The sequence below is a fragment of the Methyloversatilis sp. XJ19-13 genome, from assembly GCF_024580155.1.
In the GTDB taxonomy this organism is placed as follows: domain Bacteria; phylum Pseudomonadota; class Gammaproteobacteria; order Burkholderiales; family Rhodocyclaceae; genus Methyloversatilis.
Window position 1 is genome coordinate 96,077 of record NZ_JANINH010000001.1, and the last position, 15,980, is coordinate 112,056.

Annotated in this window: 16 protein-coding genes; 11 read left to right on the top strand and 5 right to left on the bottom strand. The window is 64.2% G+C overall.

The annotated features are described in order from the left end of the window. Nucleotides 1-16: 16 nt before the first annotated feature. The 4 genes from argA to NMQ14_RS00460 all read left to right on the top strand — a co-directional run bounded on the left by argA (nucleotide 17) and on the right by NMQ14_RS00460 (nucleotide 4,711). A complete protein-coding gene (gene argA / locus NMQ14_RS00445; protein ID WP_257092504.1) occupies nucleotides 17-1,339 on the top strand; it encodes an amino-acid N-acetyltransferase in 1,323 nt (440 codons plus the stop codon). Between the two features lie 24 nt (nucleotides 1,340-1,363). After that, entirely contained in the window at nucleotides 1,364-3,427 is a 2,064-nt protein-coding gene (locus tag NMQ14_RS00450) for a diguanylate cyclase domain-containing protein (RefSeq protein WP_257092505.1), read from the top strand. Nucleotides 3,428-3,494: 67 nt separating this feature from the next. After that, entirely contained in the window at nucleotides 3,495-3,767 is a 273-nt protein-coding gene (locus NMQ14_RS00455) for an oxidative damage protection protein (protein WP_257080205.1), read from the top strand. A gap of 71 nt (nucleotides 3,768-3,838) precedes the next feature. Next, nucleotides 3,839-4,711: a tetratricopeptide repeat protein gene (locus NMQ14_RS00460; protein WP_257092506.1), complete on the top strand. Its 873-nt coding sequence runs from the start codon at nucleotides 3,839-3,841 to the stop codon at nucleotides 4,709-4,711. 147 nt (nucleotides 4,712-4,858) lie between these two features. Here NMQ14_RS00460 and NMQ14_RS00465 read toward each other — a convergent pair whose 3' ends face one another. The 5 genes from NMQ14_RS00465 to NMQ14_RS00485 all read right to left on the bottom strand — a co-directional run bounded on the left by NMQ14_RS00465 (nucleotide 4,859) and on the right by NMQ14_RS00485 (nucleotide 9,766). Next, nucleotides 4,859-5,932 (bottom strand): serine protease, encoded by a 1,074-nt coding sequence (locus NMQ14_RS00465; protein WP_257092507.1) that lies wholly within the window; start codon nucleotides 5,930-5,932, stop codon nucleotides 4,859-4,861. A gap of 98 nt (nucleotides 5,933-6,030) precedes the next feature. Next, nucleotides 6,031-6,597, bottom strand: a complete 567-nt coding sequence (locus tag NMQ14_RS00470) for a flavin reductase family protein (RefSeq protein WP_257092508.1) — start codon at nucleotides 6,595-6,597, stop codon at nucleotides 6,031-6,033. A gap of 52 nt (nucleotides 6,598-6,649) precedes the next feature. Beyond that, nucleotides 6,650-7,222: a PEP-CTERM sorting domain-containing protein gene (locus NMQ14_RS00475; protein ID WP_257092509.1), complete on the bottom strand. Its 573-nt coding sequence runs from the start codon at nucleotides 7,220-7,222 to the stop codon at nucleotides 6,650-6,652. A 234-nt stretch (nucleotides 7,223-7,456) separates the two neighbouring features. After that, complete coding sequence (locus NMQ14_RS00480) at nucleotides 7,457-9,232, bottom strand: glutamine--tRNA ligase/YqeY domain fusion protein (RefSeq protein WP_257092510.1); 1,776 nt, start codon at nucleotides 9,230-9,232, stop codon at nucleotides 7,457-7,459. 114 nt (nucleotides 9,233-9,346) lie between these two features. Then, nucleotides 9,347-9,766, bottom strand: coding sequence for a SoxR reducing system RseC family protein (locus NMQ14_RS00485; protein WP_257092513.1), 420 nt, complete (start codon nucleotides 9,764-9,766; stop codon nucleotides 9,347-9,349). Between the two features lie 557 nt (nucleotides 9,767-10,323). On the opposite strand from NMQ14_RS00485, the gene nifA reads away from it, so the two are divergent. The 7 genes from nifA to NMQ14_RS00520 all read left to right on the top strand — a co-directional run bounded on the left by nifA (nucleotide 10,324) and on the right by NMQ14_RS00520 (nucleotide 15,845). Further along, nucleotides 10,324-11,997: a nif-specific transcriptional activator NifA gene (gene nifA / locus NMQ14_RS00490; RefSeq protein ID WP_257092514.1), complete on the top strand. Its 1,674-nt coding sequence runs from the start codon at nucleotides 10,324-10,326 to the stop codon at nucleotides 11,995-11,997. 252 nt (nucleotides 11,998-12,249) lie between these two features. Further along, nucleotides 12,250-13,389, top strand: a complete 1,140-nt coding sequence (gene nifV / locus NMQ14_RS00495) for a homocitrate synthase (RefSeq protein ID WP_257092515.1) — start codon at nucleotides 12,250-12,252, stop codon at nucleotides 13,387-13,389. After that, the gene (gene cysE / locus NMQ14_RS00500) at nucleotides 13,386-14,213 is read left to right on the top strand and encodes a serine O-acetyltransferase (RefSeq protein WP_373457162.1); all 828 of its coding nucleotides are present in this window, start codon (nucleotides 13,386-13,388) and stop codon (nucleotides 14,211-14,213) included. Before nifV ends, cysE begins: the two co-directional genes overlap by 4 nt. Then, a complete protein-coding gene (gene nifW / locus NMQ14_RS00505; RefSeq protein ID WP_257092516.1) occupies nucleotides 14,206-14,538 on the top strand; it encodes a nitrogenase stabilizing/protective protein NifW in 333 nt (110 codons plus the stop codon). The genes cysE and nifW overlap by 8 nt, the downstream gene beginning before the upstream one ends. 24 nt (nucleotides 14,539-14,562) lie before the next feature. Next, on the top strand, nucleotides 14,563-15,012 hold the full coding sequence (locus NMQ14_RS00510) for a hypothetical protein (protein WP_257092517.1): 450 nt from the start codon (nucleotides 14,563-14,565) through the stop codon (nucleotides 15,010-15,012). Between the two features lie 24 nt (nucleotides 15,013-15,036). Next, nucleotides 15,037-15,360, top strand: a complete 324-nt coding sequence (locus NMQ14_RS00515; RefSeq protein WP_257092518.1) for a ferredoxin — start codon at nucleotides 15,037-15,039, stop codon at nucleotides 15,358-15,360. Then, nucleotides 15,357-15,845 (top strand): hypothetical protein, encoded by a 489-nt coding sequence (locus tag NMQ14_RS00520; RefSeq protein WP_257092519.1) that lies wholly within the window; start codon nucleotides 15,357-15,359, stop codon nucleotides 15,843-15,845. The genes NMQ14_RS00515 and NMQ14_RS00520 overlap by 4 nt, the downstream gene beginning before the upstream one ends. Nucleotides 15,846-15,980: the final 135 nt, after the last annotated feature.

Here is a 15,980-nt window from a genome sequence, read left to right on the forward strand (position 1 = left end):
ACCGGACGGAACCTGAATGCACGCTGATCCCGATTCACCGCGCTTCGTCGCCTGGGTGCGCAGCGCAGCACCCTATATCCATGCCTTCGGCGGCCGAACCTTCGTGGTCGCGGTCGGCGGCGAGGTGCTGAAGAGCCCGTTCGCCAATTCGCTGGTGCAGGACTGCAACCTGCTTGCCGCGCTCGGCATCAAGCTGGTGCTGGTGGTCGGGGCGCGCCCGCAGATTGAGGAAGAACTGGCGGCACGCGGCCTGGAGCCCCGTTATCACAATGGTTTGCGGGTGACCGACGCGCCGGCCATGGACTGCGTGAAACGCGCCAACGGCGCCATCCGCATCGATGTCGAGGCGCTGTTTTCGCAGGGGCTGCCCAATACGCCGATGGCCGGCAGCACGATCGAGGTGGCGTCGGGCAACTTCCTGACAGCGCGTCCGGTGGGCGTGGTGGATGGCATCGACCACGGCTACACCGGGGCCGTGCGCAAGGTCGACGTCGAGGCGCTGAATGACGCGCTGGTCGACAGCGATATCGTGCTGATGCAGCCCTACGGCTATTCGCTGACCGGCGAGGTGTTCAACCTGTGCATGGAAGAAGTGGCCGAATCGGTTGCCATCGGCCTGCAGGCGACGAAGCTGATCTATCTGTGCGACGCGCCGGGCATCGTCGATGAAGCCGGAGAGCTGGTGCCGGAACTCACCGCTGACGAAGCATCGCAATGGCTGAAGGCAGGTCGCGGCATCACCGAAGACCTGGGCCTCTACCTGCCGCGGGCGATCCGTGCGGTGAAGATGGGAGTGGCGCGGGCGCACATGATAGATCGCGACCTCGATGGCGCGCTGCTGCTCGAATTCTTCACCACGCAAGGCGTCGGCAGCGTCATTTCGCGCGAACGGCTTGCGCTTATGCGCAATGCGCGCATGGACGATGTGCCGGCAGTGGCCGGCCTGATCGCGCCGATGGAAGCGGATGGCACGCTGGTCAGTCGCGGCCGCGAACGGCTCGAACGCGAGATCGATCGCTTCAGCGTGCTCGAACACGACGAAGTCATCATGGGCTGTGCCGCCTTCTACCCGTATGCGGAAGAAGAAATGGCCGAACTCGCCTGTCTCGCGGTCATGCCCGAGTACCGTCGCCACGGCTATGGTGAACAGATACTCAGCTTTGTCGAGGCGCGGGCTCGGGCCGAACGCATGAAACGCCTGTTCGTGCTCACTACCGTGACGGCACACTGGTTCGTCGAGCGTGGTTTCGTAGAAGCCGGCATCGATGTACTGCCGCGCTTGAAGCGCGAGAGCTACAACCCGCAGCGTCGCAGCAAGGTTCTGGTGAAGGTGCTCTGATGACGCGGCCGCCGCTCCACTGACATGAAACCGGCCCTGCTCGCGCGCATCGGCACACTGAAGGCACGCCTCATCGGGTCGGGGGTAGTGCTGGGCCTGCTGCTGATCCTGGGGCTCGGGCTCACCCACCACCTTCTGGCCGGTCATCTGATTTCGCAGGAAGACGCGCGCATCGCCGCGCTGGCCGTCGACATGCAGACCCGCCTGGGTGAAATCGTGACGCACGATCAGGCGCGGTTGGCCGCCGAAGCGGGTGCATTGCGCCGGCTCGGTGTCCTGGGTTACATCGAAGTGCGTGATGCCGCAGGGCGCGTACTGGTGGCGGACGGAGGTCCGGCCGTGCTCGGACCGCCGCACCCTGACCTGCGTGCCGCACTGGCGGCTGGGCGCAGCCGCCACGATTTCCGCATCGAGCTGAGGTCGGCCGACGCCAGCGCGCCGGTCGGCATCGCGCGCGCCAGTGCGAGGCTGGTTCGTCTCGAGTCGGCGCTTGCCACCTTGCGGACGTCGATGCTGCTACTGGGCATCCTGATTCTTTCGCTGCATGTGCTGCTGACTCGCTGGGTGCTCGGCGGCGTGCTCGATGGTGTGACCGCGATCGAAACGCGCGCCATCGCGCTGCGCCGGGCGGAGGTCGTCAATCCGCTCCCGGTGGTCGGCGACGATGCACTGGCGCGTCTGACCCGAGCCTTCAACCAGATGGTTCAGGCGCTTGATGAGCGGGTCATGGCGTTGCGCAAGAGTGAATCGCGCTTTCATGCGATCGCCGATTTCACCTTTGGCGTCGAGGCTTGGTTCGGGCCGCAAGGTCGCCTGATCTGGGTCAATCGTTCGATCGAACGGGTGACCGGCCACAGCCCGCTGGATTGCTTGCTGAGCGAAAATCTCGCAGGCATGCTCGTCCATGAGAAGGACCGCAAGATATTCGCCACCCGCGCGCAAGAGGCGCTGGCTGGCGCCAGCGGCGAAAATTTCGAAGTGCGTCTGCTGCGTCGCGATGGCGGTGTGGTGTGGGTATCCCTGAACTGGCAGCCGATCTACGACGAGGCAGGCGTTTGCCTGGGCGTGCGGGTGTCGGCCGACGACATCCAGAGCCGCAAGGAAGCCGAGCTGAAGCTTCTCGATACAGTGACCGCGCTGCGTCGCGAACAGGGCTTGCGCGATTACTACCTCACGCGCAGCGAGGAAGAACGTTCGCGGCTGGAGGCGCTGCTCGACCTGATCAAGCTGGGTGTGCTGTTCGTCGATCGCGACGGGCGCGCACAGCACGCAAACCGGATGCTGAAGCTGATCTGGGGCATGGCGCCGGACGAAAACCTTTCCGGCATGCGCGACAGTGTGCTGATCGAACGCACGGCGGTGCTGCGTGCGGACGAAGACGGCTACCGGGAGCGAATGGCGCAGATTCTTGCCACGCGACTTCCGACCGAGCCGCTGGACATCCTGCTGCGTGACGGTCGCATCATCCGCGAACAGTCGGCGCTGGTGCCGTCGGCCACGCCCGGCCGCTTCCTCGGTCGCGTTTGGATCTACGAAGACGTTACGGCCGAGCGGCGTGCAGCCGAGGCGCTGGTACAGATGGCAGAACGCGACCCGCTGACCAATCTTTACAATCGTCGCCGCTTCCATGAAGAACTCGAACGCATGATTGCAGACGCCAGCCGGCGACACACGCAACTTGGCTTGCTGTTGTTCGATCTGGATGGCTTCAAGCCGGTCAATGACCGGCATGGTCATCAGGCTGGCGATCAGGTGTTGATGAAGCTGGCGCGCGAAGTTGGCGCGGTCGTGCGGCGGAACGAAATCTTCTTCCGGCTCGGCGGTGACGAGTTCGGTGTGCTCGCTCCGGACACCGACGAACAGGCCATCACCGGTCTGGCGCGACGCATCGGCGAGCGTGTGTCGGGCATGAACTTCGAGTTTGACGGCGAGCGCGCCTATGTGACCGTGAGCACGGGCATCGGCATCTATCCGGTTCACGCCTCGACCGGCGAAGCCTTGCTGGGTGCGGCGGACGCTGCGATGTACGCAGCCAAGAACGATGGCAAGAATGCTTTCCGGATGTACCAGCGCCGCCATGGTACATGACGATCGCCGCAGGCCCTGAGCGGCTGACACGCCCTTTCCGAATCTCATTTTTTGAAGGAGTTACACGATGGCACGCATGGTCAATTGCATCAAACTGGGACGCGAAGCGGAAGGTCTGGACTTTCCGCCGGTGCCTGGCCCACTCGGCGCGCGGATTTTCGAGTCGGTGTCCAAGGAGGCCTGGCAGCAATGGGTGAAGTATCAGACCATGCTGATCAACGAAAACCGCCTCAGTCTGATGGACGTGCGCGCGCGCAAATATCTTGCCGAGCAGATGGAGAAACACTTCTTCGGCGAGGGCGCAGACGGCGTGTCGGGATTCGTGCCGCCTGCTGCCTGAAGTGATGTGCTCATGCCAGCGCCACAGTAATTCACGGCAAGCCTTTGCCCCGTCGTGCTAATTTTGCGCCGATGAATGTTTCCACCCGCACCTCCGGCATCCTGCAGGGCACACGCGGCTGCCCCTACTGCATGAGTCGGAACACCAAAGACTCGAGCTGGAGGACCGCGGCCGAGAAGGCCGGCCGCTTCTGGTTGCGTCCGGTGCGCTGCCGCAACTGCCACAAGCGCTTCGTGCGCTTCCGGCGCGTGCCTCTGGCTGCATTTGCGGGCCTGGTGTTTCTGAGCATTTCGGCCCTTGTGGTCATCACCGTGCAGAGCGCCGGATCGCGCATTCCAAGCGAGCACGAAAGAAAACTGGTCGAGCTCGACCCGCGTGATGTCGCGCGTATCCGGGCGGAAGCGGGCAGTTCGCTGGCACAGTTCGAATACGCGATGCTGCTGTCGCAGGGCGGAACCGGCGAACGCGAGGATCTGGTCGAGTCGATCAAGTGGTTTGAAAAGGCTGCGGAGCAGGGGCACGCCCAGGCACAGTACGAACTGGCGCAGGTCTACAAGTTGGGCCGAGGCACGCTGCAGGACTATAACGCCTCTGCCAGGTGGTTCATGGAGGCGGCGCGCAAGGGCCATGTCGCGGCGCAATATCACATGGGACGCCTGCACCGCATCGGCGAGGGGGTGGATCTCGACCTGATCCGGGCTTACGCCTGGTTCAATCGCGCGGCGGCCCTGGGACATGGTGCTGCACGCGGCGCGCGGGATGAAATTGCTGCATCGCTCAAGCCGGAACAGGTGGAAGCGGCGCAGAAGCTGTCGCGTGATCTGCTCTCCGCACCCACTGCCGCCGGTCCTGCGGAAAAAGCATCCGCCAGCTCAGGGCTGGAAGTGACAGCGGCGGTTCCCCCGGAGAACGGTCGAGCCATCGGCGTGACGGCCACGCCCTAGACGGAATTCAGACGCGTTGGAGCACTTGTGCATACCCGATGCCCGCAGGTCGTGAGCGGGCATCCGTAACCCATATGGCGCGCGCACCTTGCCGTGCGCGCAAGACTCAATCGCTGCGATGGCGACGCAAGGCCATCTGCGCAGCGGTCAGCACGTATCGAGTCGCAGACAGCCCGGGCTGTCCGCAGGTACCGGCGGTATTCCGCCGTTTCCGAATGCCTTCTCGAGTCGGCTGGCGAGGTCCGTGTCGGCCTGCGCAAGTTCGTTGCGGATCTTTTCGGCCTCGTCGCTGCGCCCGGTGCGCGCAAGCGCCAGTGCCGTGTGGAACAGTATCTGCGGGTGACCCGGCGCCAGGGTGATCGCTTTTTGCAGGGCAGCCAGCGCGTCCGCGTGGCGATCAAGGCGCGACAGTGCCACGCCTGACTGATGCCAGGCGTCGGCATTGTCAGGCTGTGCCTGTGTCCATTCGCCTGCCAGTTCGGCGGCGGCCTGCCAGCGCGCCTGGGTGCCCATGCGTGCGACACGCAGGAACCACGGCTGCGCCGTATCCGGTTTTTCCCAGATGGCCAGGCCGTCGATCGGCGCCACATCGCTTTCGGGCAGTGTGCGGACGCGCCGGATCATCTCCGCCGGCATGGCGAAGTAGCCGCCGGCATGGCCGGACGCCAGAAACGTGGTGATGCCCATCAGCCTGCCGCGGGCGTCGAACAGCCCGCCGCCGCTGCCGCCCAGAGCGAAGCCGCTCGAGGTTTCGATCACCGCCATGCCGTCATGCGGATGCGTGGTGGCCACGCGCCCGGGGGCGAAGAAGGCTTCGATTCCACCCGAGTAGCCATAGTAGAAGGACTTCTCGCCTGCCTTCACCGATGCCGCATCGCGCAGCTCGGCGACGCGCAGCGGCATCGGTCCGGTGCGCAGCAGGCACAGGTCGTTGGACATGTCGGCTTTCTGGCCGAATACCGGATACACCAGCGCCCCCTTGGCCACCTCGATGCGCACCGCCTGCCGGGTGACATGGCAGTTGGTGACGACCTCGTTCTCCGCCACCACAACGCCCGACCCGAAATAGCCCTTGCCGGCGCCGTTGAGCACGCGCACCTGCACCACGCTGATCGACAGGCCGGTGTAGAAGGCCGAGCCGAATTCCTCCGCCGCATCGTTTGCCGCGGCGGCGGAAGACAGACCGAAAAAACAGGCGAGCAGGGCGGACAGGCGGATCATCGGCGGCCTCGCAATGGATGGCGTTGTAACGGCGGAATTTCGAACAGCCGCTATCGGAACGTCGCGACTGCAGAAAAGTTCGCACAACCCGCGCGCACTCAGTCGGTGCCGCCGTCCGTCATCGGTCCGGTCACGAAAAAGGCGCCGCCGGCCACGTGGTGGATCGTGCGCAGCGCGTCGTGTTCCGGGCCGAAATGCCAGCGCCCGGCGCTGAACACCCGGCTGTCGGCATGCGCCGCGACCACCTCGCCGATGAACAGGTCGTAACGGCTCTGGTTGTGTGTTTCGGGGACGACGCGACATTCCAGCCAGGCCACGCAGCCGTCGATCAACGGGGCTGCGACCCTGTCGCCGGCGAAGGTCGTAATATCCGGTGCGGCGAACTTGTCCCGCTCGCGGCCGGAATCGCTACCGACCGCCACGGTGAGCGCACGCTGCGCCTGCGTCGGTACATTGATGACGAACTCGCCCGACGCTTCGATCAGCTCGCGCGTGAAGGTCGACTTGTCGATCACCACCAGCAGCTTGGGTGGGTCGAAATCGAGCGGCATGCACCAGGCTGCCGCCATCACATTGCGTCGCGCGCCGTGCGCGCTGCCGACCAGCACGGTCGGGCCGTGGTTCAGCAGGCGGTAGGCTTTGTCGAGCGGGACAGATTCGATCATCGATGCGCTGCGCTGTCGCAAGCCCGTGCGGTACCCGGTGGAATGGCGTAGTTCACGCCGGCGCGCGCCGGCGTGAACCGGATCCCGCGCACAGGCCGAGCAGACCCAGGCCGGCAAGCATCGACAACCAGGTCGCTGGTTCGGGTATTGCCGGGACATTGACGTTCAGGCCGACCGAGTAGGTACCGTCACCATTCGACTGGATGGGGTTGAAGGTGTCGAGATTGAATACGTTCAGATCATCTCCGGCGAATTCGCCGTCGAACAGTTCCTGTCCCTGCTCGTCACCATCGACGAGCAGGAAATTCAGGTCCGTGATCACGCCGTTGGTGAGCGTGATTCTCGGGTAGCTGTCGAAATCGGTGTCGTCCGAATTCGTGAAGGTCTGTCCACGGAATTCGAACGTCAGAAGGAGACCGTCCGCAGTACCAATTTCGACCTCATCTTCAAGACCGAGGAAGTTGTCGTCAAAGCTGAGGGTGCCGGCCCAGGTGGTCCCCAGCAAACTGTCCGGACCGTTCAGCACGGTACCGATCCAGCCGATCGAGACCGTTTCGGCCTGCGCTGCGCTCATCGAAGCTGCAAAAGCGGTCACTGCGACCATGGTTCGGATGTTTGAAATCATGTGCGGACTCCCGGGAAATCGGATGACAGGTGCGTGACGAAATCAATATGGAATCAAGCAAAAATCGGGCCCAGGAAGTTCCGGGCCCGCCAGGGCGCATTGCACGCATCGCCCTGCTGCAGCGCTGCAAGCACGATGTAAAAAAATCCGACATTTCGTCGCTCACGACGGGAGCAGGGGTCTGTTGTCAAAGATTCGCGGCACGCCATTCACTGACAACAGCGTCCCGATCCTCTATTTTCCCCAGCTGTCCTTCAGCGTCACCGTCCGGTTGAACAACGGGCGGCCCGGCAAGGAATCCTTGCGGTCGGCAACGAAGTAGCCGTGGCGTTCGAACTGGAAGCGGTCATCGGGCGCGGCATTGGCGAGCCCGGGTTCGACGATGGCCTGCACCGATGTCACCGAATCGGGGTTCATCACGGTCAGGAAGTCGCGTCCGCCAGCGTCCGGATGGGCTTCCGTGAACAGCCGGTCGTACAGCCGTACCTCAGTCGTCACGCCATCCAGTGCGCCGACCCAGGTGATGACGCCCTTCACCTTCACGTTGTCGGCACCCGGGGTACCGCTTTTCGTGTTCGGCACGATGGTCGCCAGCACGGCGGTGATGCGGCCGTCGGCGTCCTTTTCGCAGCCGGTGCATTCGATCACGTAGCCATACTTCAGCCGCGTGCGGTTGCCCGGAAACAGTCGGTGATAGCCCTTGGGGGCTTCTTCCATGAAGTCTTCACGCTCGATCCAGACTTCGCGCGACAGCATGAAGCTGCGCTGGCCGAGTTCGGGGTGGTGCGGATTTACCGGTGCCGAGCAGGTTTCGGTTTCGCGACCGGTGAACAGCGCGTCCCAGTTGCTGAGCTTGAGCTTCAATGGATCGAGCACCACCATCGCCCGCGCGGCGCGACCGTCGAGGTCGTCGCGCAGCGCGCCTTCCAGCGTCGCATAGTCGATCCACGAATCGGCCTTCGACACGCCGATGCGCTCGGCGAACAGTTGTATCGCCTCCGCCGTGTAGCCGCGCCGGCGCAGGCCGACGATGGTGGGCATGCGCGGGTCGTCCCAGCCGCTGACGTGGCCTTCGGTCACCAGCTGCATCAGCTTGCGTTTGCTGGTCACCACATAGGTCAGATTCAGGCGGGCGAATTCATATTGCTTCGGCAGCGGGTGCGCGAGCAGACCCCCTTCCGCGAGGCGTTCAAGCACCCAGTCATAGAACGGCCGCTGATCTTCGAATTCGAGCGTGCAGATCGAATGGGTGATGCCTTCGAGCGCGTCTTCCAGCGGGTGGGCGTAGGTGTACATCGGGTAGATGCACCAGGTATCGCCGGTGTTGTGGTGATGCGCACGCTTGATGCGGTAGATCGCCGGGTCACGCAGATTGATATTCGGGCTGGCCATGTCGATCTTCGCCCGCAGCACCATGGCGCCGTCGGCGTGCAGGCCGTCGCGCATTTCACGGAACAGCGCCAGCGATTCGTCGGCCGGGCGGTTGCGCCACGGCGAATCCTTGCCCGCTTCGGTCAATGTGCCGCGGCTGGCGCGCATCTCGTCCGGCGTCTGCTGGTCGATGTAGGCGTGGCCAGCGGTAATCAGATGTTCCGCCGCGCGATACATGAAGTCGAAGTAGTCGCTGGCGAAATACAGGTGTGAGGCGCCGAAGGCCTCCCAGCCGAAGCCCAGCCACTGCACCGAATCCTTGATCGATTCGACATATTCGACGCTTTCCTTTTCCGGATTGGTGTCGTCGAAACGCATGTGACACACGCCATCGTAATCGCGCGCCAGGCCGAAATTCAGGCAGATCGACTTGGCATGGCCGATGTGCAGATAGCCGTTCGGCTCGGGCGGAAAGCGGGTGCGGATCTTCGCCGGATCGGGCTCGCCTGCGGCGTGGTGGGCGGCATCGCCCGGGCCGCGCGCCCAGCGGCGACTGGCGTAGGTATGCGCACCGAGATCCTTTTCGATGACGGCGCGCAGAAAATTCGAGGCGGGAGCAGCGGAACTGCGATCTGACATGGTGTTCGGGTCTGAAAGTGGCGGTCGACACGAATTCTATCCGGTCGCTGCCGCGCCCGACGGCAGGCAGGCGATTTCAGTCGCGACAAGTCAGCGCCGGACAGTCACGCCCGCTCAGGCCGTACCGCCACCCTGGCAAACCTGTGGCTGCAGCTGGGTCCGCCAATGGCGAGCCAGCAGGCGCGAGCCGAGGTGACCGGAAAACAGGCCGCTGCTGCCACACAGCACGACGGCAATGTCGGGCAGTACGAGTGCGCTGCCTGCCGCAATGCCCGCGAGCAGGCCGCCCAACGGCAGCAGATAGGCAGCGGCCACGGCACGCATCATCGTTCCGTCATCGACCATGATCGACACCTGATCACCCGTGCGCAGCCGGCGCGCCAGATCGGCCGCGACCTCAATCCGGTGCGTGCTGCCGTCGCCGGTGCCGCAAGCCGACTTCGACCGGCAGCCACCGCAGGCAGCCGGTGCATCGACAGCGACGGTGAGACGGTTGCCTTCGATGGCGACGATCCGTGTTGGTTGCGCTTTCATGTCCCGCTCCGGCCTGTGCATTGAGATCGACCTTGCAAACGTCGTGCCATTTCACGACCCGCTGCGGAACTTCGGCGCCGCGCCAGCCGGACGCGGCGATCGCGGGCTGGCCGGATGTCGTCCGGTGGGTATGTAGCGTGTGACAGGGTTTGTCGGCTTTGCAGCATCAGCGACAGCCCGCGCACGCACTGTTTTGGTATTGCGCTGCACCAACCCGGACTGCATGGACCACCGGCTGAACGCCAAGCGAGTGAGCTCGCGCTCTCTGACCACACGCAAACGGCGTCGTGCCGGCGTTCGTGCATTCGGCGGCGGTTGTGCGTGATACCCATGCTCCGGGTACGGGCTTTGCTTGGATGTATCCGGGCGGAGACAAATGCGGGTTAATCCACCATCTGGAGCAGGCCGCCGGACGGTCGCCAGCGTAGGCGATAAAAGTCGCTCGCCCGCTTTTCCCCAACATAACAAGACCTCCAGGGGCCACTGCACAGTGGGAACCCAACACGACCACACGGACGTCGTATCGGGTTTCCGGACAAACCGCCGGGGGCTGCATCATGGGTGCGAATGGAGTCGAGCTGAATGCTCGTGCGAATGTAGAACTGGTGACGGTCTACGAGATCAGCAAGATCCTGAGCTCGTCGCTGGACGTCACCAAGACGCTGCGCGAGGCGCTCAATGTGCTCGCGCATCACCTTGATTTCCGGCGCGCGATGATTGCGCTGGCCGACGAGGATGGCGAATCGCTGAGCCTCGCGGCGGCGGTCGGGCTGAGCGCCAAGGAGTGGGCGAGCGGACGCTATCGGGCCGGCGAGGGGATACTCGGACGCATCTACAGATCGGGTTCGCCCATGGTGGTGCCCGACATTTCGGTCGAACCGCTGTTCCTCAACCGCACCGGCGCCCTGGATGAAGCCGACGGCCACACGATTGCCTTCATCGGCGTGCCGATACGCGGCAGCAGCGAAGCCCTTGGCGTGTTGTGCGTGGATCGTGCCGTGACGCCGCGTGGCAATTTCAGCAGCGATGTTCGCGTGCTGACCATGGCGGCCAATCTGGTCGGACAGTCGGTGGCGTTGCGCCGCGTCGTCCATGACGAACATGAACGTCTGCTGAATCAGGCCAAACTGGCGCGGCGGGAGACACGCGGCCGCTTCAAACTGGACAATGTGGTCGGTTCCTCGCCCCGCATGCAGGAAGTATTTGCCGAAGCGCACCAGGTGGCACCGTCGCGCGCCACCGTGCTGTTGCGTGGCGAGAGCGGTACCGGCAAGGAGGTCATTGCGCGGGCAATCCATGAATTGTCGACCCGCAAGGGCGGGCCGTTCATCAAGCTGAACTGCGCGGCGCTGTCCGAATCGCTGCTCGAGTCGGAATTGTTTGGCCACGAAAAAGGCTCGTTCACCGGCGCCAGTGGCGAGCGCAAGGGGCGCTTCGAACTGGCCGACGGCGGCACGCTATTTCTGGACGAGATCGGCGACATATCGCCGGCGTTCCAGACCAAGCTGCTGCGCGTGCTGCAGGAGCGCGAATTCGAGCGGGTCGGCGGCTCGCGTCCGATCAAGGTCGATGTGCGGCTGGTCTGCGCCACCAACCGAAATCTGGAAAAGATGGTGGCCGCCGGTACCTTCCGCGCCGACCTGTATTTCCGGATCAATGTGGTAAGCATCTTCCTGCCGTCGCTGCGCGAACGGCGCGAGGACATTCCGGCACTGACCCGCCATTTTCTCGAACGCTTCAATCGCGAGAACGATCGCACGATGAAGCTCGCACCGAGCGGACAGACGGTGATGATGCAGTGCTACTGGCCAGGCAATGTGCGCGAACTGGAAAACTGCATAGAGCGCACCGCGACGATGGCGCACCACGATTCGATCGAGGCGTCGGACTTTCCCTGTTCATCAAACCGGTGTCTTACCCAGGTGCTGCATTTTGTCAAGAAGGACGACGCCGTGTCGCCGGTACTGGTGAGCGCGGCACTGCATCATCCTGACGACTCGGCTGCGGACGATGCGGTGGAGGCTGCAGCGCCGCCGACACGCCTGGAAGCCGGCGCATCGGCAGTGCGGCCGACGGATGACGACAAGCCGCAAGGCGAGCGTGAACGGCTGGTATGGGCGATGGAACAATGCGGCTGGGTGCAGGCCAAGGCGGCTCGGCTGTTGAACATCACGCCGCGTCAGATGGGCTACGCCCTGAAGAAGTACGACATCGAAGTCAGGCGCTTCTAGACTGTGACGACCACCGGTCATGGCGCACGCGTCACGACCGGTTGTGAGGCGGGCCACTTGTCACGTCGCGGCATCCCCCTGTTCCTTTCCTGTTGCAAACGGCACAAAGCCGACAGGCGCGCCGCGCCGCTTTCCTTCACTGCCGATCGGCCCATCGGTGCGACACCAGAAAATCACTTCATATCAACAGGTTGAGATCAGGCCGGGTGGTGGCATAGCGCTTGCTGAATGAATGTCGGGAGGAATCGCGACATGGCAGCCGACTTCATCATCAATGACACCACGCTGCGCGACGGCGAACAGACCGCCGGCGTTGCATTCACTGCAGATGAAAAGTGCACGATCGCCCGCGCGCTGGCACGGGCCGGCGTGCCTGAGATGGAGATCGGCATTCCGACGATGGGTGAAGCCGAGATCGAAGTCATCCAGGACATCGCCTCGCAGCATCTGTCGTCGCAGCTGATGGTGTGGGCGCGTATGGTCGGTGCCGATCTGGATGCCGCGCTGCGCTGTCCGGTGGACATCGTTCACCTGTCGCTGCCGGTGTCCGACCTGCAACTCGAGTCCAAACTTCGACGCAGCCGCGACTGGGTGCTGGCGCAGATCGCGCCGCACGTCGGGCGTGCGCTCGACGCCGGTGTCGATGTCAGCGTCGGCATGGAGGACGCATCGCGTGCCGACATCGACTTTCTTTGCCGCGTAGCCGAAGAAGCGCAGCGGGCCGGCGCACGCCGCGTGCGCTTCGCCGACACGCTGGGCATGCTCGATCCCTTCGGCACCTGGACGATGGTGTCGCGCCTGCGTCGCGCGGTCGACATCGAAATCGAGATGCACGCCCACAACGATCTCGGGCTGGCCACCGCCAACACGCTGGCCGCCTTTCGCGCCGGGGCGACGCATGCCAACACGACGGTGAACGGTCTGGGTGAGCGTGCCGGCAATGCGCCTCTGGAAGAGGTGGTGATGGCGATGCGCCACATCCACGGGGCCGATGCCGGCATCACGACGCAGTCGCTGGTGCAGATATCGCACCTGGTCGAGCACGCTTCCGGTCGGCGAATCGCCGCCAACAAGAGCATCGTCGGCTCGGATGTCTTTACGCACGAGTCGGGCATACATGTCGATGGCCTGATCAAGAACCCGCGCAACTACCAGAGCTTCGACCCGGCCGAACTGGGCCGTTCGCACCGCATGGTGCTGGGCAAGCATTCGGGCTCGCACGCGGTACTCGCCGCGTACGCACAGCTCGGCATGTACCCGTCGGTGCCGGAAGTCGCGCAGATCATCGAGCGCATCCGCGCCTACGCGACGCGCAACAAGTGCGAACCGGACGCCACCCAGCTCGCGGATTTCTACCTCGAGGTCATGCGCACGCAGCGGGAGACTTCATGAACACGGACCACGCCACCTTGGATTCCTGCATCGATCCCGCGCCGCCGCCCGCAAAGCTGGGGCTGTTCGCCATGCTGCGCGAAGATGTGGCCTGCGTGTTCAAGCGCGATCCGGCCGCACGCAGCACGCTTGAACTGCTGACCATCTACCCCGGCATCCAGGCGCTGGTGATGCATCGACTGGCGCACGCGATGTGGTTGCGCGGCCTGCGCTATCTGCCCCGCCTGCTTTCCTTCTTCACGCGCTTGCTGACCAATGTGGACATCCATCCGGCCGCATGCATCGGCCGTCGCTTCTTCATCGATCACGGTGCCTGCGTGGTGATCGGCGAGACGGCGGAAATCGGCGACGACGTGACGCTGTATCACGGCGTCACGCTCGGCGGCACGACCTGGAGCGCCGGCAAGCGTCACCCGACACTGGGTTCCGGCGTCATCGTCGGGGCCGGCGCCAAGATACTCGGTGCCATCACGGTCGGCGACCGCGCACGCGTGGCTGCCAATTCTGTGGTGATCGAAGACGTGTCACCCGGCATGACCGTGGTCGGCATTCCCGGCCGCATGGTGCTGCCGAAGAGCCAGCGCCGCATCGCCGATGGCGGCATCGACCTCGACCACCACCAGATGCCCGATCCGGTCGGCAAGGCACTTGCCTGCCTGCTCGAACGCATTGCCGATCTCGAACGCGAGATCGGCCGCCTCAAAGGCGACCTGCCCGCCATGCAGGGCGCCTGTCGCGATTGCGACGACACCTGTTCTCAACCCGCCTTCGACGGCAGCCTGCACGCCGCCGACATCCCTCAAGGAGTGAAACGTCATGGATGAACTGACCCAGCGTCTGGCCACACTTTCGTCGGCCGAAGATTTCCTGGAATTCTTTGCTCTGCCCTTCGATCAGTCGATCGTCAATGTGAACCGGCTGCACATCCTCAAGCGCTTCTACCAGTATCTGCGCGGCGAGCAGGGTGTAGCCGAGGGCGAACCCGCCGCTGTGTATGCGCGTTATCGCGGCCTGCTGCAGCGCGCCTACGAAGACTTCGTCAAGTCCACGCCGGCGCAGGAGAAAGTGTTCAAGGTATTCCAGGAGGCGGACGGCCAGCAGCGCGTCTCGCTCGAAAGCCTGCGTTCGACGCTGCCGTCGGTCGCCTGAACGTGCGCAAGGAGTGCGATCGTCATGATGGATACCAGCGATACTTTTCTCGCCCGCGTCGGCGCGCTTGAGAGCGAAGCGGCCGGCCACTACGAAGTGGCTGCGCAGCACGCGCTGAATGCCGGCGATCTCGAACTCGAAATCTTTTTCCAGAACCTCGCTTCGCTGGCCCGCATGGAAGCGGGCGAAGCGCTCGGCGGCTCGCTGCCGGTCACCGCACTGCTGCCGCGCATCCGGCCGATCGAGATGGAAAAGCCGCGCAGCGCCGTCAAGGTGATCAGCGACGAAGCGCTCGACCTGTATCGCTCGCTCGAGCGCGCGCTCGACCTGAAGCGGCGCAGCCACAGCTACTACGCCACGATGGCCGTGCTCGCCCCCGAACCGGGGCTGCGCAAGATGGCGCGCGCCTTTGCCCACGACGACGCGGCGCACCTCACGGAGATCGAGAACTGGATCTCCCGCATGACCGCCTGACCCTTCCCACCTGAGAGACGCATCATGCCCAAACCGCTCAAGCACGTTTTCGTATGCAGTCAGCAACGACCCAACGGCCATCCGCGCGGATCCTGTGCCCAGAAGGGCGGCGCCGAAGTGCTGCAGACCTTCTGGGCCGAACTGCAGGCGCGCAACTGTTTCGACAAGATCGCAGTGACCTACTCAGGCTGCCTCGGCCCGTGTGATCAGGGCACCAACGTCGTCGTCTATCCGGAAGGCGTCATGTATTCGAACGTGACCAAGGGCGACGTCGCTGAAATCTTCGAGAAGCATCTGCTTGGCGATACGCCGGTGGAACGCCTGCGTGCCGGCGAGGCGGTCTGGTGAATCTGTTCACCGGCGAAAGCGCGGACGAGTTCTTCGGTGGCAGCGTGCCGCCCGCCGTGCGGCGCCTGCTCGACGAGGCGGTCGGTGCGCCGCCGTCACGGGTCGAGGCGCTGTTATGGACCGCGCAGGCCAGTGCGCCGGACTGTCTGCCGGTGTATTACCTGCTGTACAAGTTCCACGCCGGACGGCGCCAGTTCGAACTGGCCGAGAAGGCCGCCCGAAAGGGCATCGACGTGGCCGGCAGGCAGGCGAAGTTGAATGTTGACTGGACGAAGGTGCAAGGCAGCGACGGCGACTTTTCGTCGACCGGCCCGGCGCGCTTCTGGCTGTTCAGCCTGAAGGCGCTGGCCTTCATTTGCCTGCGTTCGGGCCGCAGCGACGAAGCGCGTGCACTGGTCGGACACATCACCCGCCTCGACCCCACCCACGGACTGGGCGGTGAAGTCCTCACGTCCCTGCTCGACGGCAGCGCCGCCGGCGACTGATTCCGGACGCGTTCATCGTCTTTCCGGAGCGCACCGCGGAGCTTGTTGGGCATCGCTGCGCGCACCCCCACCTACGGACTCGTCGCGCACTTGTAGGTTGGGGTGAGCGCAGCGATGCCCAACGCCCGCCAACGC